Below are 20924 nucleotides of genomic sequence, written 5' to 3' on the forward strand. Positions count from 1 at the left end.
CATCAGGCGTTGATCACACATAGAAAGCTGCACTGGCCTGGGATGTAACATTATTCCTAAACCTTAGATGCCATCAGGCGTTGATCACTTGTCTAGCAGGTTTTGAGTAGGGATGAACTGGTTAATTCCTAAACCTTAGATGCCATCAGGCGTTGATCACGGAGAGTAAACAACTTCACAAATTCGCTAACGTTTACAATTCCTAAACCTTAGATGCCATCAGGCGTTGATCACTATGATGCTGAAATGTATTTGGACACAGAATTAATTATTCCTAAACCTTAGATGCCATCAGGCGTTGATCACAATAGGCAACTTTCTCAGAATACTGCCAAGCTTTAATTCCTAAACCTTAGATGCCATCAGGCGTTGATCACCCTGTTGTCCCGTGCTGGTTCCCGTTAATGCTTGATTCCTAAACCTTAGATGCCATCAGGCGTTGATCACGGTAGAATTTACCTTCAATTTTTTTCACTGTTACAATTCCTAAACCTTAGATGCCATCAGGCGTTGATCACCGATCGGATTCGGGTGTCGCTTCCTCTATAGTTCCCATATTCCTAAACCTTAGATGCCATCAGGCGTTGATCACTGGATTAGCCAAGCCGATGTTGATTGACCAATCAATTCCTAAACCTTAGATGCCATCAGGCGTTGATCACTGATTAAGCAGCACTGAGATGGAAGAATAAAGACAATGTTTGAAAATTTTACTGGTTTTAGAATTACTTATGACTGTTCAAGTTATGGTTCATGTATCAACGCCTAATGGAAACCACCCAGCCGGGATAGAAACTTTTTCTAGAGTTCCTAGTGTTGGTGAAAAAATTCAAGTTCCCGAAGGAATTCATCAAGTTATCGATGTTATCCATTTTTCTTTTAGAGGCTTACCCACTAATGCTCCAGTAGCAACCATCTTAGTTCAACAGTAACTTAAAGTAAAAATATTCCAGCGATCGCTTCCTTTCCAAGTAGCCACAAATCACCGATCCGCACAGGCTACTCGATACGTGCTTTTCTGTGCGATCGCTGATGCTATTTTCCACTAATTTGATAATAGCAAAATAGCAAAATCTGTTATTTGAATAGCGCAATTTTGTTCACATCTCATTTGATTTATATTCAATCTATTGAAGTTACGTTTGATTGAAAACGCTGAGTTTTAGATAAGTTAATTTCTGCAAATTCACGGTTAAACTCTGCTAATATACTAATGATTTACGAGTTTGTGTTTTCTTAGCTCAAACTCCACAACAGCAAATCAAAATGGTTAAATCTGCGGCTATGCGTAGCAAGTTGATAGCCTGGATTATCAACCAATGCTGTCGCTTTTAAAAGTTGATTCTTCATGTTAAATTTCGCAGATAATATGCACTATGCAATTTGTGTTGCCAAGCAATCAAGTATTGTTTGGTGGACTGGAAAAAGTTGGTCAACTGATTTGAATGCAGCTAAATTGTTTAAACATAGCTCTCAAGCTAAAAAGAAAATTCAGCACATTTATCATCATCTTGATGGTGTTGCCAGTGTGGTTTTTGTGAATCCCGAACAACCAGTACCAACACCAATCAATGTAGCTAACACCAAATTAGACAGCCTGGGCGATCGAATCAAAAACTTACTTTGCAGAAATGGATTAGATTCCGATCGCAAAGTCCAACAAACGCCAGATTATAAACTCTGGGAAATCAAAGGAATGGGTGAACAATCATTTTATAAGATTCGCTCAGTTCTGCCTTACAGACGCTCTAACAAACGTTAATTGAAGACTGGATGTTGGCTTTTCTGCCAACGTCTTCAAATTTATTCTGTTTCCATAAAATGAAAGCATTCAACAAAGGCTTTGCCAAAACTAATCAATGGGTTTGGATTTCACCGCAGGAAATTGAAGCCAAAAAAGTAGAAGCTACGAGTCTTAATTTCCCAGTTCCCAACTGTCAACGATTTTGCTATAACAATCAATTCCGTGTCATGTTCTTTCATCGTCAGACAGAATGGGGACTTGTTGAACATTTGATGATTACTCAACATAATGGCAAAAAAATTAACGACCATTGGGCTACTTTGCAGCAAATTAAAAATGAATTGATGGGAAGCGATCGCCTTGCCGTTGAAGTTTATCCCCCAACAACAGAACTCACCGATGACATGAATGCGTATCATTTGTGGGTTCTGCCAGTTGGTTTCAAACTGCCTTTTGGGTTAAATGCTGGTTGGACTAAATAAAAGTCTTGCTTTTTGAATGAAATCTACGGAGATAATCAAAATGACTGAACTTAACTACTACGGTAATTTAATCACAGTTACTCAATGTGATGATGGAACTTTTAGCTGGACTATCAACGGACAAACTGTAAGTGGCTTCTCAACTGAAGATGAAGCATTTGATGACGCTTGTTGTCGAATTGATGCAATTAGAGAATCCTGGTAATTAGAAGATAATTGAAAATCATGCGTTCGCTTTAAGAAGTTGGTGTTTCAATTTGAGTCAAAATGGAAGACAAAGATTTTTTGATTGATAATTACCAGCAAGAGATATTGAGATATCAAATCAAAGAGTTGAATCGTAATTACCAGCGATTAACTATAGAAGCCATCAAAATTGGTGTAGTCACAGGTGTAATATCTGGGTTGATTACTGGTGTTATCGTTTTCAAATTTTTGTTGGATTAAAGATTATTTGGTGGGTGCAATTCCCACCACATTTTTTTTTGGGTGAATTATGTACAAACCAGACGACAAAATTGGTCAATTGAAATTATCGATCGAGCTTGAACTAATCCCAGGCTTGCCACCAATTCAAGGAACTGACTACAAGCTAATAGTTGCCGATCCACCTTGGCAGTTTAACTTACGGGAATTTGATTCAACACATCGGGGGCGCTGCCCATATCCGAATATGAGTGATGAGGCTATTTTGAAGTTGCCGATCGGTGCGATCGCTGCATCTGATTCTTACTTGCTTCTGTGGGTCACGAACAACCATTTACCTTTAGGTTTCCGGTGTTTGGAAAAATGGGGTTTTGACTACAAGGCAATCTTTACTTGGGTAAAAGTGACGAAAAAATCTACCGAGGAAAATCCACACCCACATATAGGCATTGGGCATTATGGGCGCAATGCGACTGAGCATTTTTTAGTTGCTACCAAAGGAAATCCAGGTAGTTTCACGACTCACGGATTGACTGATATCCCAAATGTGATTTTTGCACCTCGCTCTGGGCATTCACGAAAACCTGATGAATTTTGGGCGATCGCAAATAGATTAGCTTCATATCTTGATGGTGAAAAGATTGAATTGTTTGCGCGTCAGCAGCGTCCAGGCTGGCAAGTTTGGGGGGCTGAAGTTAATTGACGCTTCGCTTTTAGGTTTTGATGTGTTGAGGGATTTTATGTTTGGCTTATTTGAAATGAATGGAAATTTAATTCAAGATGGATTTTATTCTGCTGAAGATGCAGATTGCTATGCTCAAGCAGAATTAAATTTAATTCCTGGTAATTACATCATTAAACAATTGGAATTTAATGATAGTGAATACTACGATCGCGAATCTTTGTGATTGGGTGAGGTCAGTTAATGCGTAAATCTCCCAGAAATAAATGATACTGAGGTTACATAAATGTCAGACGTTCTTCAACATTTAGACTCGTTGATTCCAGACAACGAAGAAACTCGACAAGTTGAATTATCGGAAATCTTGAAGCACGCCAGAATTTCTGCCAAATTAACTCAAAAACAGTTGGCAGATAAACTGGGTGTTTCTCAATCGTGGGTTGCCAAAATTGAAAATCAAACCCATCAATCCTCATTTGACGACGTGAGCCAATTTCTCAAAGCTTGTGGTGCATCAATTCAAATCAAATTCTCTGATGGTATTGATTATCGGTTTTAAAGATAAGCGTAATCAATACTAATGCTTCGCTTTTAGGTTTTGGTTTTTGGTAGGAAAAATGAGAATTAAAGCAATTGGTGTTAACTACGAACGCAAGTTTAATTTGGGAAACTACAATTCTGTTGTTATTGGTTGTTCGCTCTGGGCAAACATTGATGAAGATGAGGACGAAGATGGTTGTATTCAAATAATGCAAGATAAATGTCGGGAAGCTGTGCGATCGGAATACAGAAAAGCCAAAGATACCAAACCTGTTGAAACCTTTCGCGTCAATGTTGGTCGTCAAGAAGTCGATTCTGAGTTTATCCCAGAAGGCAATCAATACCGGATCGATTATGAAGGTTAGTTAGCGAGATTTGGGCGGTTCGCTACCGCTCTCTTATCATGAAGAAACCGAAATCTTGGCAAAATTCAGTCGGTTCTCAATGTAAGTTCTTTCACACCTATCCTGCCAAAAATGAACATGGTGATGATTATGCTTGGGAATGTTATCACCCGGAAGAATACGGGAAAGATGTTAGCAATCCCTCAAAGATTTGGCAATGCCCTGGTTTTAAATCTAATTAATTGGAGCGATTCACTAACGATGAAATCAGACGATCATTTAGTCGTGTTTGACTATACAGGATTTTTTGAAAGTATTCCTAGATTCACTTGCTACAACGAAGAATGTAATTGCGCTACATTGACTCGTCAGCCTTATATGAATCAAGCAACCTGGAACCAAAAGATAGACGAGTTTAGACTCGCACATCCTTTTTATAAAGCTTTATCCTGGGCTGAATATCAAAACCTTAAATAGCGTATTTGGCGGTTCGCTACCGCCTTTAATTAATGTCAAATCAAATCTGTTCAATAACTTTAGGCAGAATTATCATTGCTGCCAGAAGAAACCAAGGTCTAAGCCAAAGGGAATTAGCGATGTTGTTATCAGCCAAAATTGGCAGCGAGTTTAGTTTTGTTGAATTATCGAAAATCGAGAACGATTCTCCTGCGGAGACGCTACGCGAACGCCTTGATGTACGCGATCGCCACTACGATAAATTTATTCAAAGTTTCTGTGATTTGTTCAATATCGATGTGGACTGGATTGAACAGATTCGCCAACAAACTGAACCACAACCGCTTGATTTGAGTAAGGCTATGTTTCCAGTTTATATTGACTTGAGTGTAACTGATGGAGATTAAACCGAAATGAACGAATCAACTAAACAAATGAATTTGGCAATGCAAGAAATCGCTTTAGCTAACGATAAATTTCAGGAATTGAAAATACATTTGGAACAATCTTACTCACATTTTATCAACAGCCAAAAAAACGCAGTTAACCAACAAGAGAGTTGCTATCAGATTATGTCTCAACAAACTGAAAATAGTTATGCTGAATTAACCAAGGCTATTCAACAACTTGATCGGGCATTCAATGATGAATTGATTTGTCGCATGGTTTATACAGCTATCAACAAAAAACAATAATGCTTTCGCTTTTAGGATTTGCTGCTTTCTGTTGATAAAATGCTACCGCAATCCTGGTATAAATATCTGGTAAGAGTTGATTTAGATGTGGTTTATTGTGACCATCTCGCTTGTTGTTTGTTGTCTGAATTAATCAATAAACAGCAGAATCCAATTCTTACCAGTGTGCGATCGCTTTCTGATTTGGTTAACCACCAAATACCTGAAATCAAACACTCTCTGGAATTACTGAAAAATCTTGAACTCCTCCAAATCACTTATCCCACAGAACCAGAGAAGCTGTTAAGCGGTGCGATCGCTATTCACTTGAATCAGCAACGCATTAATCAAATTACCAACTGTGACTTACCATCACGACCAAGACTTAATGCCCGTGATGGTATTGTTTATGTGATTCGCGCCGGACACAGTAATCTGTACAAGATTGGTCGAACAACTAATATCGATCGCCGTCTCCGTCAACTTCAAAACATGAATAGCCAACCTTTAACAATAGTTACGTTGATTCGTTGTCATGATGCGATCGCTGTTGAAACTTGTCTTCACCAAAAGTTTAAACTGCATCGACGGCAGGGTGAATGGTTTGAATTAACGCCAACCGCTATTGAATTCATCAACAATTTTTCTGGATCAAATGCTTCGCTTTTTGAGATTGATGTTTTCAATCAATTTCAATGCTATCAGCAAAACAACTCAAATCTCAGTTAAGTCACTTCACCGGAACTGATAACTACTACAAACATTGGTTAGGATTTCAATACACAGATGGTATCAAATTCTTAGCTGACAATGCAGAAGCCTACTGGTTACTGGATGCGATCGCATCCTATCAACCAACACTGCGCCAAAATCCCAGACTGCGAGACTTCCAATTGTGGTTACTAGTTGTCGGTAACGAACACAATTTCATCAAACCCAACCCAGAAAACAAAGCGGTTTTAACTTGTTGGGAGGATACACCTTCTCCAGGTGTTAAACCAGCAGTTACTCAGCAGATCGAATACACTGATTTTCCTCTACAATTAATCACACTCTACTTGGAAAACAGAGTTTTACTTTTACCAAGTGAACGTTAATCTTTGAAATAGAGCGATCGCATTTTCAAAAGCGATCGCTAACACAGCACATACATTTATTAGTCACTAGTCAATCACTATTCAATATCGCTCTCAGCATATCTAAAATGCAATAGCGGTATTCTCAATCTCATTACCAGTAGCAAGATAGCAAATTCTGTTATCAAATCTAGATCGAGTTCTCAAGGATAGTTTGAAGTTTTCAGTCAAACAGAATTACTGACTTTTAACTTGAGACAATCCCTCAGTTTACAAATTTATTGAAATCAAATATTGGTTAATTTACGAAAAAGAAAATTTATTTTTATCTCAGGTACACGAGAAATTTAGCTGATATAATTAAATCGGCAAATTCTAGAAAAAATTATGACGACATTAACGGGCAGCGTAGCAACAAAACTGCTAAAAGCAGTGATATCAGACTATAACTATTGGGGCGAAAGTGAATCAGATTCACCATTAGCAATCAAGCGGACAAAAGGAGTGCTTGATGAAAAGAAAATTCTTTCTTTAGATGCGTCAGCCAGAAGAAAGGCAACACAAACAGAAGGATATAAAGCGCCAGAACGAAGAATAGCTACAAAGACATTGGATGAAGTTTTTGGGCCATTGGTAGTCAGAAGTTTAGAAGAACTAACAAATACAGCGCCATCTGTAATGGATGGGACTGCGGCGATCGCTCAACTACTTTTACCAGCCGAAGCAGTTGAATATTATGTCCAACTGTATTCAGCATTTAAGCAACTTTCCGAACCCAAAGTTTGCTATGTAGAAGATGCTGAAGGCGATCCCTACACCGGACTGTTTATTATGGGTACATCAGCCGATGGCGAAACAGTTTATGCTCAAGGTTTATTAACGCAAACTTAGAAGTACTGGTCAGTGTTCTCCAATCGACGAAGTTCATCTCATAATTAGCGGAGCAACGAAATAGAGCGGCTCCGTTTTTTTGTTCAGTAAACAACAGCCCTAACAAATACCTCACCTAATCATGAAAGCAGGTGAGGTGAGAGGGAATTAGCGTCTATTGAGAGAATTAAGCAGCAGTGGCGAATAAATAATTGAGTTCCGGTAAATCTTTGGCTAATTTCCAACCAGTGCTTAAGCTCCATAATGGTGTATTTGGATTTACGCCTTTTGAGATTAGTTCGGACTCGTTCACTTCAATAGATTTGCCGTCAACACTCATAAACCAAGTGCGCTGCTGCTCTGATTTATTGGCAACAGTTTCAGCTAGTAATTCCGGGGGAATTGGTGGTGGTAATTTTGCTGCTTCGGGTTGAGCAGTTGTTAATGGTAATTCTTCTGGTTGAACAGCAGCAATAAAAGATTTGGAAAATTTAAAGTCAGGTCGGCGTTTAGCAGCAATTTCAATTTCTTCACCTGTTCTGGGATTACGACCTGTCCGAGGCGGAGTATCTTTAAAATTAAACTTGCCAAACTTTTCTAAGCGTACTTCTTCTCCCTGACGTAAGGCAACTTCAACAAACTTGAAAAAGGAATCTAATACTCCTGTAATAGTGGGAGCATTGTATCCGGTTGCGTTTTGAATGTACTCAATTTGATTCATTATTTTTACCTCTTATCCTGTAGTTTAATTATTGACCAGGATTAAAGGATTTACAAGATTAATCAGGATTAATTTGGAAAAATATTCTGAAAATTCTCAACTATTTTGAATTAACTAGCAGGCCACTCTTCTTTCCAGAAATTTGTCGCTAGTTGTTCTTGTGCTTCTTCATAAGTGGTATCAACCGAAAAAAGTTTAGCTGATTTATTTTCGCCATCAATAGTGCGATGCGTACACAACCTCATCACACCAGTTTGACCAACCGAGACTTTGCCGATATATTTATCACCGACAATGCCTAATCTGTAGAAATCCATTGCCACTTTTGTACTGCGGATATGAATCGTTAACTTGTAATTACCGGGATTGCCAAAAGAATCTACGTTTAAAGGTTCGTAAATTGCTTGATACTGAACTAATTGCCCAGTCCAACGTTTAGTTTTCCACAAATCAAAAGTAGCAGTTTTCTGAATACTGTAAACTTCAATAACTTCCACATCTTTATCTTCAGCATTTTCCAGTTTTTCAATTATCTCATCAACAAATGTGGAAAACACCAAACCTGCACTACCAGTTTCCGCTTCATGCGCCGCTTTCCAATATGCACTGACCCAGGAAAAGCGATCGTACTTCTGACCATTAGCATCAGGGATTTCAAAAATCGTTTCTTTAATGGCGCGGAAGTTAGCCGAAACTTGTTTCATGTATTGCGATCGCAGTTGACCAGCTAACCCCGCATCACCACCAGCCTGTTTAGCCGCTAAGTTACTGGCTGCTGCCATTTGGGTCCGATACCTGGCACGTTCTTTCATCGCGTGTTCGTACTGTTCCGGGGCATGAGGTGTATCACCAAAAAGCACTGAAAGAAAATCTCTGGGTGAAATGGGCGCACCAAAAGAAGGTTCACGATAATAGCTGTTAACTATCTTGACGATACGTGAAACTGTATCCTGGGCATCTTCGTCTACCGCGCAGGGACGATTTCTGTAACAACTCTCATCCTTAAAATCTTTCAGCCAAGGTGCTTCGGCTTTTATTCCATCCAAGAATTTTTTTACAGCATCTAAACCAGCTTCATTATTTGGGTAGGCAGATTTCAGGGAATCAACAGCGATTTGAAGTTCCTGAGACAGAAACTCAATCACTCGCATTTCCTTTTCGGTTTTCTGTTCGCCACCTGGGGGAATTTTCAGTACTACCTGTTCAGCATTGGCAGCCCTGGCTCTGCCCAGAAGTGACGCGACCACACCAGTTAAGTCAGTCATACTACGCACGGCAATTTGTTGAAGATTTCCAGATAGCGCGACTTTGGGAAACTTGGCAACGGTTGGGGGTTTGTCGAATTGTGCGATCGCATCCCTGATGTTTGGATACTTATCTGATTTGATTAGTTGAATAAAATCACCATCGGTATCACGACCTAAACTAAGTAAAAGTAATTTAGGTGCAGCCATTGTACCGATCGCTCCCTGGTAAATGCCTTCATGTTTGTTTTCCCAAAGTTGAATATCACCCCAATGTCTCATCGGGTTGCAGTAAACAATGTATTCACCTTCCGGTAAACTGCCAGCACAAAAAACTTTGCGACCAACTATGGTGCCATCTGGTTGAACAACATGATAATGAGCTAAATTTTCATCGGGTTGTGCCATCAAACTATAAAAGCGAACACCACAAGATTTAGCTAAATTTAGCCACATTTCTTTGATGCCATCTCTGACTCGTTCTATAACGTAAGGATGTAGCAACAAAACACCTTTTTTATCAGCTTTGATGATTCGTAAAACTGGAGATTTGTAATCATCAGTTTCTACTGGTTCACTAGTTTCTTGTAGCAGTTTATCTTCTTCTTTATGGTCAACTTGTAAGATTTCGGCTAAGTTTTGAATTGAATTAAAAGCAGCACTTAACTTTTGGCATCTTTCATGTAATTTAGAAATAATGCGATCGTCCTCAAGTGTCTTAAAAGCAAACCATTGCCAAATCATCCACCCCAGTTTAGTGCGGCGTTCTTCAGCTTCAAATACTGTACCAATCAATAACTTGCCTTCATAATTCCCTAACTCAGGTTTGTTTCCTTTCAACGAACTTAAAGGGATGACTAAATCGATTCCCTTTTCATCACAATGGGGATTATAAGAAACTGTTCCCTTGCCTACCCAACCTGGCTGACCATTGCGTGAAGGTAACGCTGCTCTGAACTGGATGGGAATTTCACCATCGATCGCACTTCCATCATCATTTCTAGTAATTTCCAGCAAGTTCATCAAAGCGCCACTAGCCTTGGCATGAGAATCACCTGTACGCCAATGAAATTGATTTACTGGGTCATCTTGGGGATTGCCATTCTCGTTTTTGGCTTCATCATCAACAACAATATATTTCATCTGTTTATACACAAGTTTTTTGCAACCAGTGTGCATAATGGAACCGTAAATGATGCGTTTCCATTGGTCTTTATCTGGTTCTCCGTAATAGAGTTTACCGATCGTTGTATCCCTGGCAAATGTAAATCTACCATTAGTTCTAGCACCAGAAGCTAAATCAAGAAACCAGCCTTTATCATCACCTTCTGGTTTAAATGGATTTAACCGACGGTAATCTTTTTCGGTATCTCTGATTTCGCCCATACAAAAATCTTTGTTGGGATACAAACCACAAAGCATAATGTTACGGAAAATTACTGGTGGTTTTTCTGACCATTTTTTTGCGTAACAATCAAATACAGAAAATTCAGATAGGGTTTTGATTTCTCCTATACTGCCATCTTCGACAATGCGAATGTTTTTAAATTCAGTCTTCATAAGGCAAATTCCTCTATAAAGGGAGCGAATCTACTGGCGAAAAGTGCTTTGCCTACTTCAGAATTTTCAGTTTTTGGCTCTCGCTCTAACAAATTTAAACATAATTTAACTTCATTAAATTCATTCAAAGAAAATCCATAAATCTCTCTGTAATTACGCCCAGATTCTTGGGTTAATTCCGAGCGCAAATTAGCGAGAACTTGTTTAATAGTAAATTTCTTGATATCTCTTCTGTGACTAGCAAAAACCATATCAGGTTGGTCGTTGTGACCACAACCAAAAACATAAAGGATTGGGCCGACTTCGGTATTAGTTGATTTAATTGCCAAGATGATAACGATCGCCGCAATTATGATAAATGGTGCATAAGCTGCAAGTACAGTCCAAGCACCACCAAACATCCCGGTGGGATTAAACATAACTGGTAAAACATCTGCGGCGGTTTTGAGGGCGGCTGCTGCTAAATATCGGACGGCTGATGCTCCTGAACTACCAAAGAATTTGAGTACGATCGATGTTGTTGCCTGAACTAAACCACCAAGTAATTGAGCCGGAAAGTCTGTAATTGCTTTGAGGAACATTCCTGAGAGTAAAAATGAGGCGATCGCACTTACAACACCGATCGCACCCCCAACTGTAGCCAAGCCACCTACTGCTATTGGTACAATTGCTGCTGAACTAAATGCAGAAAGTTGGATTGATTGATTATTAGTTCCCGATAGCATCGATTGATTGATTTTAGTTAATTTAGTTAATTTTCGCTGCACTTTAGACCGCGCTGAACCAGTTAAGTTTTCTAATTGCGTCCTTAATTGATTGATGAGATTAGAAATCTGATTAATCATCTGTTCTTGCCAGGAATTTATTTGTTGAATTCCGGTATAAGCAATTTGTCCAACTGCTGCCATTTGAGCGGATATAGCATCAATATTTTGCGATAACATTGGTAAATTTAAAGCTTCATTATGCGCGGTCACTGCTCCGTTATAAAGCGAAATTTCTCGCTCTGTTGTTCGCATTATGGCGATCGCCTGAGCCGCCGCTGCACTTTGAGCATTGGCGTGAACTTTGCTGTTATACCCTTGGTTAATTCCGTAAGCTGTCTCTAAAAATATTAAGCCACAATCTCGAATTATTCCCGGTACATCAGATGCTTCATCCAGAAAATCTTTAAGTTGAGCAAGTGGCGAATTTTCTGATTCTAAAATAAATTTGATTGGGGGTAGATTATAAAACCAATCTCTAGGGCTATTAATTACCGAAAATACTTGGTCAGAAATGTTTAAAACATCTTTTCCTAACCATACATTGTTTTGGATTCTATTTCGTAAATAATCATATTGACTCATAATTTTATTGGCTTAAATAAAAAGCGATAAAAACTTCAGTCGCCTCATTTGGATTTTGAATTTTCGATCGTGATTAAAAATCTAAAATCTAAAATCGAAAATCCAAAATCGATTGGGCTACCTGGGATAAATTTGTCCGTGTGGATATGGATATCTGGTAGCAGTGGAAGTTCCTGGTGGTGAACCAATGGTTTCTCTTAATGGTTGACCCCAGAGAGCTTTATAATCCCAATTATCCCAGTGATTTGATGGTTTTTCGATCGGTGGACTAGCTTTGGTATTGTTCACACCAGAAAAAACAACTTCGGTTTGAAATTCCATGATTTATCCTTAAGCAATTCTAAAAGCGATCGATCTGCCATTGCGAACATTTATCCAGACTTCGCCGTTGATTTCGTGTTGAGCTAATTGACCCATTCCACCTGCGGCTAAAACACCGATATCTGGGCTAGTTTCCGCCGCTACACCGCCGTCTTTACAGATAATGATGCGTTTGATTAAATCCCTAGTGCCGCCAAAATTTACATTGTTGGGGAATCCTTCCGGGAAACAGGAAAAATCTGCGTGTCCTGGGCCATAAGAATTTCCCGGTAAACAGCGCAATCCATTCAGATCGCTATTGGCTGAGGCAAATGCAAATAATGAAGTTTCCGGCCACCACTGACTCTTTTTAGATGGGAAAATAAAACCAGCATTTCCTAAACCCTGAAGGTTATCACTGCGCTGCCACAGAACTGCTTTTACTTCAGGTGATGATAGCGAAACAAATTTAATTGGAAATGATTCTGATGCCCCATATCCAATGTTATTTGTGGTGTTGTGTGGGTCAGTCATCACACTGGCAGGATTTACTAAAGTATTTCCATTAACTCCGTCTCCTTGCCAGACCTGAGTTTTGATATTAGTTCCGCTTGATTGTTCCACCAATACCCGCAAATTAGCTGATTCTTTTGTCGTTGAACTATTGGGAGCTTTCACACTAAATATCAAATCATTTCCGGCTCCCCCTACTTGACTAAATCCCACTGAAATTAATCTTGATACCAAGGCGGCGCGGAATTTATCTGCATTCCATGTATCAGCAATTATTTGTTCCTTAAATTGGATTGGCATACTCTCTCCTTTTGATTAATTTGAATGAATTCTGGTCTAATTCTTTGCTTTAATTATTCTAGACCAACCATTGCTAAATTAAATTTAGCAGGGCTATCAAGATGGTTTTCAATATTGAGAAACAATTTTTGTTTGGAAGCTAGCACTTGAGGACAAAGGCGGAAATCTAAATTTGATTTTCCATTAACGCCTAACACTAAATCGAACAAAATTCCTGGGTTGTTGTATTCACTATTCACTGGTAACAGGTATGTTGGTCTTCCCCGATCGGATTCCCTAGTTTCTGAAGTTAGATATCCTCTAATCCTGGCAGGACTTGACACAGAAATCCTGTGAATTGTTAACAAAGGATTTTCCAAATCTAAGAACCCCGACGTTAATGGTAATAGGGTGGTTTCTGCAAATAAGATTTTTTCACTCCCACTGACACCACTACCACTACCACTATTGCCAGGGTCGCCTCGATCGCCTCGATCGCCTCGATCGCCCTTATCGCCTTTGTCGCCCTTATCGCCTTTCAGGTTGACTAATTCTCCCCAACTCCTGTCAGGGTTTTGGAATTGCAATGATGTTCCCACCCATTGATGAGCAGGTATTGAAGTTAAGGTTTCTTCACTACTTGTTTGGATGATGGCGATCGCTGTTGTAATCGATCCCTTCACGCCATTTGTAATTGTGCCAAAGGATAGATTAATTCTTTCTATACCTTCAATATCATCGCGATCCTGAATTATTTTTAAATCAGCTATTTTTGGCTCTTTATCCCGATCGGCCCAACTAACTGTAACCGATGGCAATTCATAGTCCTTTGATATTGTTGCTCTACCTTTGCGAGTACTGGATGTTAATTTGATTTCTGCTTTTACAGCACCTATCCCTTCACCTTCTCTAATTAAGGTAACTGGATAAGTTATTTTCCCGCTTTCGTGTAGCTCGAAGGTTTCGGAAGCAAAACTTATTTTATCCATATCTATTCCCGAATAACTCCCGTCAATTATACCCGACATTTTTGGCAGATTTATAATAGTTTAATCGATTTAAAAAAACGTCATGGATCAGATTAATTTCACAAGAGAAACCTTTGAAGTAGCAGAAAATGGAACCACCACATTTCCTGTAACTTTAATTCGTTCAGGTAACGGAATTGGTACAGTTACAGTCCAAATAAAATTAGCATCTAGCACAAAAACTGGACGCGCAACTGTAGGTAAAGACTACAAAAATGCAACGGTAACTGTCACCTGGGCTGACGGTGAAACAGGTGAGAAAATTGTTGATATTGGAATCATTGATGATGGAATTGCTGAACCTATCGAACGAGTAAATCTGTCATTCGGTGAAATTATTGGGGCGATTAAGGGTGCGATCGCTACTTGTGTTGTGGCGTTATTCAAGATTCCACAAATGTTACAACCGATCCAATAAATCCAGAACCCAACAAAATTATTAATGTCTGTAGTCAGAGTGATTACGTCAAACGAACACACCAGGACGGACTTTGTTTTAATTTAGAATTTACCAAACCTGGAATTGATTTAAAGCAAATGCACTTTGATTATGACCTTGATGTAACTTTATGGAAATGTGTGATTCCGCAGAATTTTGGTGATGTACATTCTGTATCGATCGCCTTTCCTAGAGGTATACTAGGCGCTAATCCTGGCTTGGAACTTGTGGGATTGGCTTTCAGTTACGATAATGTGTCTGAATTTTACAAAGCCTTAGAAATTCAAGGATTTATCCCTAAACTCAAACCGGAAAACAACAATCTTTATGCTAGACCTGGATATGTAGAAAGTATTAGACTTTATCCATTTGCGGAAATTTCTATCGATGGTGTTGACGTAACCCGAAGATATGTTGTTGATGAAAAGTTAGATGAATCTATCAGATTATCTGACCTAAAGAACTTCCTTGGTCGAGGCCAATTCAATGCTGTCAGTATTCAACAAGGTCAGGAATTTGTTTTAATTCTTGACCAACCTTTGAAAACGGACGATCGCCCACTTTATCTCTATGTCTCAGAAGGTGGTGTCGCAGGTGAAACTTTCTCTGTTTACTTAAATCCAGTCCCCAAAGGTTTCACTTTTCCACCGATTAAACCTGGTACAACTCCTAAATACTGGCTTAACAGATAATTAAACTGATGCTTCGCTTTTGGAATTTGGTGTTTTTCTTTCTTCTAAAAGTGAACAAATCTGCAAACAATCAAATTCCCTTAACTGTGGAACAAATCAATGCCATTAAACTGGAAAAACGCATCAAAGGTGTTCATTCTATGTTTAATGGCAATTTGATTGTGATTTGCCGAGATCGTTTGAAAAGAATGATTAAATTCAACGGCGATCGGATTGAATGGATTGATAGCTACAACGAACAGTAACAATTAATGGTCAGGGAATGGACGTTCTCTGACCACACTCTCAACCTTCTACCTTTAGAATAACATGGAAACTATCAACTTTGCTGGCATCGAAGGTAAGGTAATTCAATCTTCACCTCATGGCAATTACGTTGTTGTAACTTTGAGCGATCGCATCACAATAGTCGGCACTTTTAACAATGCCTTTAATTGGCAGGAATCCGAAGATCAAAGTTCAGGGTTTCTCTCATTCATCACTTACATTGGATTGCGATCGCCTTCCGAAATCAACAAATTCAAACCCTGGCTAATCAACCACAATGGTTACTTTAATCGTGATGAAGATGTTCCACGTAAATCTAAGCGGGTTCAGAAATTCCCACTGGAAATCAAAGTTCGTGGTTTATCTGCTGAATCTGTTGTTGAGTTAATTCAACTCAAATAGCATCAATAACGTTATTTGTTATTGCCAAATAGCAAATAGCGTTATTCTACATCTTTCGTTAAGGAGACAAGAGAATGATTGGAGATTATTACTGGAACTTTAAACAAAAGGAATTAAATCATGCCATCAATTGTAACAACAATATTCGATCCAGATGCAGCAAATCTACTACCAGCTAAATGGGGTAAAGATTATCAAGTAGATGCGATCGCTGATGTTTATTTGAATGGACGAAAGGGATTTCTGTTACATCTGTCTCCTTTAAAAGACCCAAACATTAATACTTTTGTTCAAGGATGCAGACCAATTGAGTTAAGCGTCCGTACAGAATACCCATACTATTATCTGCTGTGTGCTGCTAGCCCAATTCCACCAGCGAACGGTAGTGCTTGGGAAGAATATTATCGGGTTTCTGAATGTCGAAAAGTTTTGAGGAAAACCTACACTGATTTTAACAGTGGTTGCCACGAACATTGGAAAAGAGCGGTTAACTTTAGCCACTAGAAAAGAACCAATTAGTTTACTTCCCCCAGCACAAAAGAAAACAGAATAGCACATCAATTGAAACAATAATCTCGCATTGCAACAACCTCAGCCCTAACAAGCTGGGGTTGATTTTTTGAGATTATTGCCGCTTCGCGGTATGGGATTGATGTTTTTTTGGATTTTGGTCATGCAAGAAATTATCGATCGCTTAAATCCTCCTTACGTGGATACAAGTTATGTTGTATTTGAATCACAATCTTTTTCGGAATTATTGGAAATTGCTCAACTCGCAAGAGTTATAGATTCAACTGTAAAAACTGTTTTTGTTGGACAATTTCTCTATGTAGTTAGTTCTGAAGTTTTGCCGCAGTAAGTCTTAGTTTAAATAACCGATCGCACTTCAATATGTGCGATCGGTTTATTTTTTTAACCACAAAGACGCTACGCGAATTGGGATTGATGAGTTAATGAATAATTATGCTGATTGAATGTAGAGATCTAGTTGCTTTGCTAAACTGCTACTTAGACATCAAATCAACACCAATTACCTTGGATTTGAATCATTTGCCTCTGCTGCAAGAAATTTACAACAGAGCATCTGATTTCTCATCTGATGAACACCGCATCAATCGAATTCACTTTGGAGCAATGCCAGCAAATCGCATCCAACAAATTACTAGTCATGCGATCGAAACAATAGTCAAACATGGCTCTGCTCTATTAATCGATTAATCGCAACAACCTCAGCCCTAACAAGCTGGGGTTAATTTTTTGAGATTAACGCCGCTTCGCGGAATGGAATTGATGTTTTTTAAGGATTGTTATGCCAATCAGAATTTTGCCCAAATATAATTCGGGTAATCCTGAACCCGATCGCAATAAACCCACCGAAAATAGTTTCTCTCGTCTCAACGCTAAACTTAAGTACGAGAGAGAATATATCCAACCAGTTTTAGGTGATTTGTTTCGTCTTTATCGCCATGATTGCATAATCTTCATTTCTGGTAAATATGTAGGGCGTGGCTATGGCTTTTACGAAGATAACAGAGATGAAGATTACGAAAAAGTTGGTCAGCTTCTAGCACAAATTTAATCATAATTAACCTCAGTTTCTTTGACTGGGGTTTAATTTTGTACAACAGATTGTCGCCGCTACGCGAAAAGGAATTGATGAGTTCACTTTAACTATGTCCAAAACAGTAATAATTTCTGGTAGTCGGTCTATCAAAGAATTGCCAGCTTTATCGATCGCATCCATCAACCGCATCATTGAATTAGGATTTAATGTAATCGTTGGTGATGCCCCAGGCGTTGATAGCTTAGTTCTGAATTACTTAAAGTCTCTCAATTACCATTCTGTCAAAGTTTATTATGCTTTATTTGCTGGCAATGGTAAACCGAGAAATACAGCTGGTTATGCTTGTGTTGGCGTTTCAGGTAATTACCGCGATCGAGATAAGTTCATGTGTTCGATCGCAGATTACGGTTTGGCAATTTGGGATGGTAAAAGCATCGGAACTGCTGAAAACATCAGTCGGGTACAGAAAACCAGAGTTATTTATGCTCAATCTGAAGCAATGCACAAATATAGCTGTATGTCAGATGGAATTGAGCAATACTGTAATCCTGAACATGGTTGGGATTACTATCGATGCGAAATCCCAATCTGCAAAGATGGTACACCAATTCAGATAAACCAAAGGTATCTAACAGATGAAGGTGAAGTTTTGGTTTTGGATAAAAAGCTGAAACAACACGGAAATGTTTTCTGTTGGCTTTATGATGTGCAAGATGAAGATGGCGATCGCTGTGAGTTTTTGCCATATCAATTCAAAAAACCAGTTTAGTTGAATTAGCCTCAATAGCAATATTGGGGTTTTTATTTTGGTGGCAAGAACTTGTGCAAGCGATAAATCTGGACGCTATCGCGTAAGAGAATTGATGTTTTTTGAGGATGGCTGCTATGTTAGTTAAGCAAATTCAATTTAGTTCAACTCTTGTCATTGAAATTGATTTGAGAAGAGAAACTGAATATTGTTATTATGTCATTAATACTGATACAAATCAAGTAATAGCAGATGATTCTAATATTCCCAGTTTAGATGAAGCTGAGGATATGTCCATCGATCGCGTCAAAGAAATGTTAGGTATTTCTTGATAGCCGCTAAAATAAACCTGAATCTAAAAAGATTTGGGTTTATTTTTTTAGCCATTGACGCTACGCGAATTGGGATTGATGAGTTTAAGTTTAGTTGATGCTGTTGTTATCTGATGGCAGGAAAACAGGTTTTGTTGGTCAAGACAAAATCTATATTGGTAGACGAAACCATGCTTACAAGTTACCTAAAAGCCCATTAGCTAATCCTTATGTAATTGGCGAATCAACTTTGAAGCGCCATCAAGTCATTGAACTTTATCGTCAGTGGCTTTGGCAACAAATCAAATCTTGGCAACAGATTGGTAATTTGAATCCAGCAGTTGAAGAATTGTTGTGGATTTGCGATCAAATCAAAAAAGGCGATCGCATCACATTAACTTGCTGGTGTCATCCATTGCCATGTCATGGTGATGTGATAATTCGTTGTGTCAAATGGATGATTAGCCAAGGATATTAATGTTTTTACCTCAGCAGAAATTGTTGGGGTTTTATTTTTGAAGCTACTGGTTTGTAGCGATCGCACTTTATACCATTCAACTTATCGCCACGCATTTATTGGTTTTATAGCGATAGATTGTCGCCGCTATCGCGGAAGGGAGATGATGTTTTTCAGAATTTCAATATGACTGCTAACTCTCAAGCTTCTAAACCTGCTGAATCTGCTGAATCTGCTCAACCTGCTCAACCTTCTAAACCTGCTATCACCATTTCTATTCCTACCAAAGAAAATAAGCAAGCATCTCAACTGCGGGATGCGTTGCGGATTATCGCTTGGACACAATTCAAAGTTGAGCATAAAGGTGATGTGAAAGGCTTGAAACTCTATCAAAAGGTATTTGAGCCTGAATGGTTGAAGCATGAAGTTCAGAACATGAACTTTCAACAGTTGATGGAATACATTAAATCCCTCGGCTATGAAGTTCACGAAGTATTGAATCTCCGTAACAACTATTATGCGAATGGTCGTGCAAATAATCGCAACGATCGCAATCAATTCCCTGAAGAGTCTGATTTCAGCGATAATATTGGATTCTAGATAAGAAAGAACCTCGGCAGAAATGCTGGGGTTCTTTTTTTTAAGCTGTTGGTTAATTGCCAAACTTTTATAGCGATAAATTGTCGCAGCTATCGCCAATTGAAGTTGGTGTTTTTGAGAATTTGTTTATGTTGACAATTGAATTAGAATCTATTCCGGTTCATTTCTGGCAAACAACAATCTGGAATGATGACGATACTGAATTAATTCCAGCTTGGCAGTATTGGCTGGAAACTGGATATCAATCGCTTGCATTTCTTGATTTAGGTGAAGCAATCAAAGCAGCTAAACAAGAAGTTACTGAAACAAATGAACATTACGACTGTTTAATTATGTATCCAGACTATAGCGATCGTAGTTGGTTTGTAAGCGATTGTGAATTCTAACATTAATCATCCTCAGCAGAAATGTTGGGGATTATTTTTTGTGCATTACGCGCTACGCGCAGGCTACGCCAACAAACATTAATAGCAATAGCCTTGGGCGCTTCGCGATATGAGATTGATGTGTTTTTGAGGTAAGGTCGATGGGAATCAAGTATGGCTATTCTGACGAAATTAAATTAGTTGGTCAAGTCAGAACCAACATTGAAGATTTACGGCAATGGTGTGGCGATCGCATAAATCAAATGACTCTCGATAAAAGCAGTTATGTTGATGGCAGATATCAACTTTGGTTATTCCATCAGTGTAATTTGAAAACAGGCGAAATAACTAAAGGATATTCTGACGATCGCATTACCAAATTCAGCCAACGAATCTATCCCGGCTGTAATATTGGTTTGCTAACCTTTCATGGCAGCAAATCTGGGATTAGTAGTAATGGCTCTATCAAACCACATCGAGATCATAGTTATGCCATACCGATCTCTAGAAGTGTAAATCTCGGTCGCTGTGTTTTTGGTTATGGTGATGAAGAACAAAACCAATATAAACTTGATGATGGCGATATTATTCAGTTTAATTGTAAGGTTCTTCATTCAGTTCCAAAGATATTAACTGCTGAAAGATTCTCGATCGTATTTTGGAAGCTGAATCAAAGCAAAGGTTACTTACCAATCCATTAAATAATTTCCTCCAAATCTACTCAAGGGGTTTGGGGGATTATTTATTAAATATTCTGCATCATATCGAAGTCATACATAGCGATAGATTGT

The 20924-nt window shown here is 38.7% G+C and carries 35 protein-coding genes and 1 CRISPR repeat array (1 of these 36 running past the window's edge); of the genes, 29 read left to right on the forward strand and 6 right to left on the reverse strand.

Annotation, left to right across the window (positions count from 1 at the left end; translation table 11 throughout):
- A CRISPR array of direct repeats spans positions 1-662; the repeat unit is 36 nt; unit sequence ATTCCTAAACCTTAGATGCCATCAGGCGTTGATCAC; it begins 735 nt to the left of the window's first position.
- Between the two features lie 69 nt (positions 663-731).
- The 15 genes from ACE1CI_RS14530 (at position 732) to ACE1CI_RS14600 (ending at position 7315) form a co-directional block, all read left to right on the forward strand.
- Positions 732-932 carry a hypothetical protein gene (locus tag ACE1CI_RS14530; protein ID WP_413261668.1) on the forward strand — a complete coding sequence of 67 codons (201 nt, stop codon included), beginning with the start codon at positions 732-734 and terminating at the stop codon, positions 930-932.
- Between the two features lie 416 nt (positions 933-1348).
- On the forward strand, positions 1349-1762 hold the full coding sequence (locus ACE1CI_RS14535; protein WP_413261667.1) for a hypothetical protein: 414 nt from the start codon (positions 1349-1351) through the stop codon (positions 1760-1762).
- Positions 1763-1821: 59 nt separating this feature from the next.
- Positions 1822-2226, forward strand: a complete 405-nt coding sequence (locus ACE1CI_RS14540) for a DUF7694 domain-containing protein (RefSeq protein WP_413261666.1) — start codon at positions 1822-1824, stop codon at positions 2224-2226.
- Between the two features lie 40 nt (positions 2227-2266).
- Entirely contained in the window at positions 2267-2431 is a 165-nt protein-coding gene (locus ACE1CI_RS14545; RefSeq protein ID WP_413261665.1) for a hypothetical protein, read from the forward strand.
- 62 nt (positions 2432-2493) lie between these two features.
- Positions 2494-2673 (forward strand): hypothetical protein, encoded by a 180-nt coding sequence (locus ACE1CI_RS14550; RefSeq protein ID WP_413261664.1) that lies wholly within the window; start codon positions 2494-2496, stop codon positions 2671-2673.
- Positions 2674-2722: 49 nt separating this feature from the next.
- The gene (locus ACE1CI_RS14555; RefSeq protein WP_413261663.1) at positions 2723-3355 is read left to right on the forward strand and encodes an MT-A70 family methyltransferase; all 633 of its coding nucleotides are present in this window, start codon (positions 2723-2725) and stop codon (positions 3353-3355) included.
- A 37-nt stretch (positions 3356-3392) separates the two neighbouring features.
- Entirely contained in the window at positions 3393-3560 is a 168-nt protein-coding gene (locus tag ACE1CI_RS14560) for a hypothetical protein (protein ID WP_413261662.1), read from the forward strand.
- 60 nt (positions 3561-3620) lie between these two features.
- Positions 3621-3893, forward strand: a complete 273-nt coding sequence (locus ACE1CI_RS14565; RefSeq protein ID WP_413261661.1) for a helix-turn-helix domain-containing protein — start codon at positions 3621-3623, stop codon at positions 3891-3893.
- Positions 3894-3951: 58 nt separating this feature from the next.
- Positions 3952-4239 (forward strand): hypothetical protein, encoded by a 288-nt coding sequence (locus tag ACE1CI_RS14570; RefSeq protein ID WP_413261660.1) that lies wholly within the window; start codon positions 3952-3954, stop codon positions 4237-4239.
- A gap of 38 nt (positions 4240-4277) precedes the next feature.
- Complete coding sequence (locus tag ACE1CI_RS14575; RefSeq protein ID WP_413261659.1) at positions 4278-4460, forward strand: hypothetical protein; 183 nt, start codon at positions 4278-4280, stop codon at positions 4458-4460.
- A 267-nt stretch (positions 4461-4727) separates the two neighbouring features.
- Positions 4728-5081 (forward strand): helix-turn-helix domain-containing protein, encoded by a 354-nt coding sequence (locus ACE1CI_RS14580; protein ID WP_413261657.1) that lies wholly within the window; start codon positions 4728-4730, stop codon positions 5079-5081.
- Positions 5082-5087: 6 nt separating this feature from the next.
- The gene (locus ACE1CI_RS14585; RefSeq protein WP_413261656.1) at positions 5088-5369 is read left to right on the forward strand and encodes a hypothetical protein; all 282 of its coding nucleotides are present in this window, start codon (positions 5088-5090) and stop codon (positions 5367-5369) included.
- A gap of 39 nt (positions 5370-5408) precedes the next feature.
- Complete coding sequence (locus tag ACE1CI_RS14590; protein ID WP_413261655.1) at positions 5409-6077, forward strand: GIY-YIG nuclease family protein; 669 nt, start codon at positions 5409-5411, stop codon at positions 6075-6077.
- Positions 6044-6445, forward strand: coding sequence for a DUF6876 family protein (locus ACE1CI_RS14595; RefSeq protein WP_413261654.1), 402 nt, complete (start codon positions 6044-6046; stop codon positions 6443-6445). The genes ACE1CI_RS14590 and ACE1CI_RS14595 overlap by 34 nt, the downstream gene beginning before the upstream one ends.
- Before the next feature lie 366 nt (positions 6446-6811).
- Positions 6812-7315 carry a hypothetical protein gene (locus ACE1CI_RS14600; RefSeq protein WP_413261653.1) on the forward strand — a complete coding sequence of 168 codons (504 nt, stop codon included), beginning with the start codon at positions 6812-6814 and terminating at the stop codon, positions 7313-7315.
- Positions 7316-7481: 166 nt separating this feature from the next.
- Here ACE1CI_RS14600 and ACE1CI_RS14605 read toward each other — a convergent pair whose 3' ends face one another.
- The 6 genes from ACE1CI_RS14605 to ACE1CI_RS14630 all read right to left on the reverse strand — a co-directional run bounded on the left by ACE1CI_RS14605 (position 7482) and on the right by ACE1CI_RS14630 (position 14249).
- Positions 7482-8015, reverse strand: coding sequence for an HU family DNA-binding protein (locus ACE1CI_RS14605; protein WP_413261652.1), 534 nt, complete (start codon positions 8013-8015; stop codon positions 7482-7484).
- 110 nt (positions 8016-8125) lie between these two features.
- A complete protein-coding gene (locus ACE1CI_RS14610; RefSeq protein ID WP_413261651.1) occupies positions 8126-10819 on the reverse strand; it encodes a hypothetical protein in 2694 nt (897 codons plus the stop codon).
- On the reverse strand, positions 10816-12168 hold the full coding sequence (locus ACE1CI_RS14615; RefSeq protein ID WP_413261650.1) for a hypothetical protein: 1353 nt from the start codon (positions 12166-12168) through the stop codon (positions 10816-10818). Before ACE1CI_RS14615 ends, ACE1CI_RS14610 begins: the two co-directional genes overlap by 4 nt.
- A gap of 117 nt (positions 12169-12285) precedes the next feature.
- Positions 12286-12489: a hypothetical protein gene (locus ACE1CI_RS14620; RefSeq protein ID WP_413261649.1), complete on the reverse strand. Its 204-nt coding sequence runs from the start codon at positions 12487-12489 to the stop codon at positions 12286-12288.
- 9 nt (positions 12490-12498) lie between these two features.
- Positions 12499-13281, reverse strand: a complete 783-nt coding sequence (locus tag ACE1CI_RS14625; RefSeq protein ID WP_413261648.1) for a hypothetical protein — start codon at positions 13279-13281, stop codon at positions 12499-12501.
- A gap of 53 nt (positions 13282-13334) precedes the next feature.
- A complete protein-coding gene (locus ACE1CI_RS14630) occupies positions 13335-14249 on the reverse strand; it encodes a hypothetical protein (protein ID WP_496615477.1) in 915 nt (304 codons plus the stop codon).
- Positions 14250-14331: 82 nt separating this feature from the next.
- On the opposite strand from ACE1CI_RS14630, the gene ACE1CI_RS14635 reads away from it, so the two are divergent.
- The 14 genes from ACE1CI_RS14635 to ACE1CI_RS14700 all read left to right on the forward strand — a co-directional run bounded on the left by ACE1CI_RS14635 (position 14332) and on the right by ACE1CI_RS14700 (position 20834).
- Complete coding sequence (locus tag ACE1CI_RS14635) at positions 14332-14706, forward strand: Calx-beta domain-containing protein (RefSeq protein WP_496615478.1); 375 nt, start codon at positions 14332-14334, stop codon at positions 14704-14706.
- A gap of 119 nt (positions 14707-14825) precedes the next feature.
- Positions 14826-15419, forward strand: coding sequence for a hypothetical protein (locus tag ACE1CI_RS14640; protein WP_496615479.1), 594 nt, complete (start codon positions 14826-14828; stop codon positions 15417-15419).
- Positions 15420-15469: 50 nt separating this feature from the next.
- Positions 15470-15664 carry a hypothetical protein gene (locus ACE1CI_RS14645; protein WP_413261645.1) on the forward strand — a complete coding sequence of 65 codons (195 nt, stop codon included), beginning with the start codon at positions 15470-15472 and terminating at the stop codon, positions 15662-15664.
- Between the two features lie 64 nt (positions 15665-15728).
- A complete protein-coding gene (locus tag ACE1CI_RS14650; protein ID WP_413261644.1) occupies positions 15729-16088 on the forward strand; it encodes a hypothetical protein in 360 nt (119 codons plus the stop codon).
- 120 nt (positions 16089-16208) lie between these two features.
- Positions 16209-16592 (forward strand): hypothetical protein, encoded by a 384-nt coding sequence (locus tag ACE1CI_RS14655; protein WP_413261643.1) that lies wholly within the window; start codon positions 16209-16211, stop codon positions 16590-16592.
- 115 nt (positions 16593-16707) lie between these two features.
- Positions 16708-16947 (forward strand): hypothetical protein, encoded by a 240-nt coding sequence (locus tag ACE1CI_RS14660; RefSeq protein WP_413261642.1) that lies wholly within the window; start codon positions 16708-16710, stop codon positions 16945-16947.
- Positions 16948-17051: 104 nt separating this feature from the next.
- Positions 17052-17306 (forward strand): hypothetical protein, encoded by a 255-nt coding sequence (locus ACE1CI_RS14665; RefSeq protein ID WP_413261641.1) that lies wholly within the window; start codon positions 17052-17054, stop codon positions 17304-17306.
- Between the two features lie 91 nt (positions 17307-17397).
- Complete coding sequence (locus ACE1CI_RS14670) at positions 17398-17667, forward strand: hypothetical protein (RefSeq protein ID WP_413261640.1); 270 nt, start codon at positions 17398-17400, stop codon at positions 17665-17667.
- Between the two features lie 94 nt (positions 17668-17761).
- The gene (locus ACE1CI_RS14675; RefSeq protein WP_413261639.1) at positions 17762-18421 is read left to right on the forward strand and encodes a hypothetical protein; all 660 of its coding nucleotides are present in this window, start codon (positions 17762-17764) and stop codon (positions 18419-18421) included.
- Between the two features lie 116 nt (positions 18422-18537).
- Positions 18538-18732 (forward strand): hypothetical protein, encoded by a 195-nt coding sequence (locus ACE1CI_RS14680; RefSeq protein WP_413261638.1) that lies wholly within the window; start codon positions 18538-18540, stop codon positions 18730-18732.
- Between the two features lie 97 nt (positions 18733-18829).
- Positions 18830-19189, forward strand: a complete 360-nt coding sequence (locus ACE1CI_RS14685; protein WP_413261637.1) for a DUF4326 domain-containing protein — start codon at positions 18830-18832, stop codon at positions 19187-19189.
- Between the two features lie 165 nt (positions 19190-19354).
- The gene (locus tag ACE1CI_RS14690) at positions 19355-19768 is read left to right on the forward strand and encodes a hypothetical protein (RefSeq protein ID WP_413261636.1); all 414 of its coding nucleotides are present in this window, start codon (positions 19355-19357) and stop codon (positions 19766-19768) included.
- Positions 19769-19896: 128 nt separating this feature from the next.
- On the forward strand, positions 19897-20154 hold the full coding sequence (locus ACE1CI_RS14695) for a hypothetical protein (RefSeq protein WP_413261635.1): 258 nt from the start codon (positions 19897-19899) through the stop codon (positions 20152-20154).
- 140 nt (positions 20155-20294) lie between these two features.
- Entirely contained in the window at positions 20295-20834 is a 540-nt protein-coding gene (locus ACE1CI_RS14700; RefSeq protein ID WP_413261634.1) for a hypothetical protein, read from the forward strand.
- Positions 20835-20924: the final 90 nt, after the last annotated feature.

The organism is Floridaenema flaviceps BLCC-F50 (genome assembly GCF_041929275.2).
Classification (GTDB): Bacteria; Cyanobacteriota; Cyanobacteriia; order Cyanobacteriales; family Aerosakkonemataceae; genus Floridanema; species Floridanema flaviceps.

Bases quoted from the DNA above. Each gene is read 5' to 3' on its own strand.
- ACE1CI_RS14635 (WP_496615478.1), top strand. From the start codon at position 14,332: ATGGATCAGATTAATTTCACAAGAGAAACCTTTGAAGTAGCAGAAAAT.
- ACE1CI_RS14575 (WP_413261659.1), top strand. From the start codon at position 4,278: ATGAAGAAACCGAAATCTTGGCAAAATTCAGTCGGTTCTCAATGTAAG.
- ACE1CI_RS14585 (WP_413261656.1), top strand. From the start codon at position 5,088: ATGAACGAATCAACTAAACAAATGAATTTGGCAATGCAAGAAATCGCT.
- ACE1CI_RS14610 (WP_413261651.1), bottom strand. From the start codon at position 10,819: ATGAAGACTGAATTTAAAAACATTCGCATTGTCGAAGATGGCAGTATA.
- ACE1CI_RS14540 (WP_413261666.1), top strand. From the start codon at position 1,822: ATGAAAGCATTCAACAAAGGCTTTGCCAAAACTAATCAATGGGTTTGG.
- ACE1CI_RS14595 (WP_413261654.1), top strand. From the start codon at position 6,044: ATGCTATCAGCAAAACAACTCAAATCTCAGTTAAGTCACTTCACCGGA.
- ACE1CI_RS14630 (WP_496615477.1), bottom strand. From the start codon at position 14,249: ATGGATAAAATAAGTTTTGCTTCCGAAACCTTCGAGCTACACGAAAGC.
- ACE1CI_RS14545 (WP_413261665.1), top strand. From the start codon at position 2,267: ATGACTGAACTTAACTACTACGGTAATTTAATCACAGTTACTCAATGT.
- ACE1CI_RS14615 (WP_413261650.1), bottom strand. From the start codon at position 12,168: ATGAGTCAATATGATTATTTACGAAATAGAATCCAAAACAATGTATGG.
- ACE1CI_RS14560 (WP_413261662.1), top strand. From the start codon at position 3,393: ATGTTTGGCTTATTTGAAATGAATGGAAATTTAATTCAAGATGGATTT.
- ACE1CI_RS14580 (WP_413261657.1), top strand. From the start codon at position 4,728: ATGTCAAATCAAATCTGTTCAATAACTTTAGGCAGAATTATCATTGCT.
- ACE1CI_RS14695 (WP_413261635.1), top strand. From the start codon at position 19,897: ATGTTGACAATTGAATTAGAATCTATTCCGGTTCATTTCTGGCAAACA.
- ACE1CI_RS14665 (WP_413261641.1), top strand. From the start codon at position 17,052: ATGCTGATTGAATGTAGAGATCTAGTTGCTTTGCTAAACTGCTACTTA.
- ACE1CI_RS14535 (WP_413261667.1), top strand. From the start codon at position 1,349: ATGTTAAATTTCGCAGATAATATGCACTATGCAATTTGTGTTGCCAAG.
- ACE1CI_RS14620 (WP_413261649.1), bottom strand. From the start codon at position 12,489: ATGGAATTTCAAACCGAAGTTGTTTTTTCTGGTGTGAACAATACCAAA.
- ACE1CI_RS14625 (WP_413261648.1), bottom strand. From the start codon at position 13,281: ATGCCAATCCAATTTAAGGAACAAATAATTGCTGATACATGGAATGCA.
- ACE1CI_RS14570 (WP_413261660.1), top strand. From the start codon at position 3,952: ATGAGAATTAAAGCAATTGGTGTTAACTACGAACGCAAGTTTAATTTG.
- ACE1CI_RS14675 (WP_413261639.1), top strand. From the start codon at position 17,762: ATGTCCAAAACAGTAATAATTTCTGGTAGTCGGTCTATCAAAGAATTG.
- ACE1CI_RS14640 (WP_496615479.1), top strand. From the start codon at position 14,826: ATGCACTTTGATTATGACCTTGATGTAACTTTATGGAAATGTGTGATT.
- ACE1CI_RS14685 (WP_413261637.1), top strand. From the start codon at position 18,830: ATGCTGTTGTTATCTGATGGCAGGAAAACAGGTTTTGTTGGTCAAGAC.
- ACE1CI_RS14530 (WP_413261668.1), top strand. From the start codon at position 732: ATGACTGTTCAAGTTATGGTTCATGTATCAACGCCTAATGGAAACCAC.
- ACE1CI_RS14690 (WP_413261636.1), top strand. From the start codon at position 19,355: ATGACTGCTAACTCTCAAGCTTCTAAACCTGCTGAATCTGCTGAATCT.
- ACE1CI_RS14590 (WP_413261655.1), top strand. From the start codon at position 5,409: ATGCTACCGCAATCCTGGTATAAATATCTGGTAAGAGTTGATTTAGAT.
- ACE1CI_RS14600 (WP_413261653.1), top strand. From the start codon at position 6,812: ATGACGACATTAACGGGCAGCGTAGCAACAAAACTGCTAAAAGCAGTG.
- ACE1CI_RS14655 (WP_413261643.1), top strand. From the start codon at position 16,209: ATGCCATCAATTGTAACAACAATATTCGATCCAGATGCAGCAAATCTA.
- ACE1CI_RS14700 (WP_413261634.1), top strand. From the start codon at position 20,295: ATGGGAATCAAGTATGGCTATTCTGACGAAATTAAATTAGTTGGTCAA.
- ACE1CI_RS14670 (WP_413261640.1), top strand. From the start codon at position 17,398: ATGCCAATCAGAATTTTGCCCAAATATAATTCGGGTAATCCTGAACCC.
- ACE1CI_RS14605 (WP_413261652.1), bottom strand. From the start codon at position 8,015: ATGAATCAAATTGAGTACATTCAAAACGCAACCGGATACAATGCTCCC.
- ACE1CI_RS14650 (WP_413261644.1), top strand. From the start codon at position 15,729: ATGGAAACTATCAACTTTGCTGGCATCGAAGGTAAGGTAATTCAATCT.
- ACE1CI_RS14555 (WP_413261663.1), top strand. From the start codon at position 2,723: ATGTACAAACCAGACGACAAAATTGGTCAATTGAAATTATCGATCGAG.
- ACE1CI_RS14550 (WP_413261664.1), top strand. From the start codon at position 2,494: ATGGAAGACAAAGATTTTTTGATTGATAATTACCAGCAAGAGATATTG.
- ACE1CI_RS14565 (WP_413261661.1), top strand. From the start codon at position 3,621: ATGTCAGACGTTCTTCAACATTTAGACTCGTTGATTCCAGACAACGAA.
- ACE1CI_RS14680 (WP_413261638.1), top strand. From the start codon at position 18,538: ATGTTAGTTAAGCAAATTCAATTTAGTTCAACTCTTGTCATTGAAATT.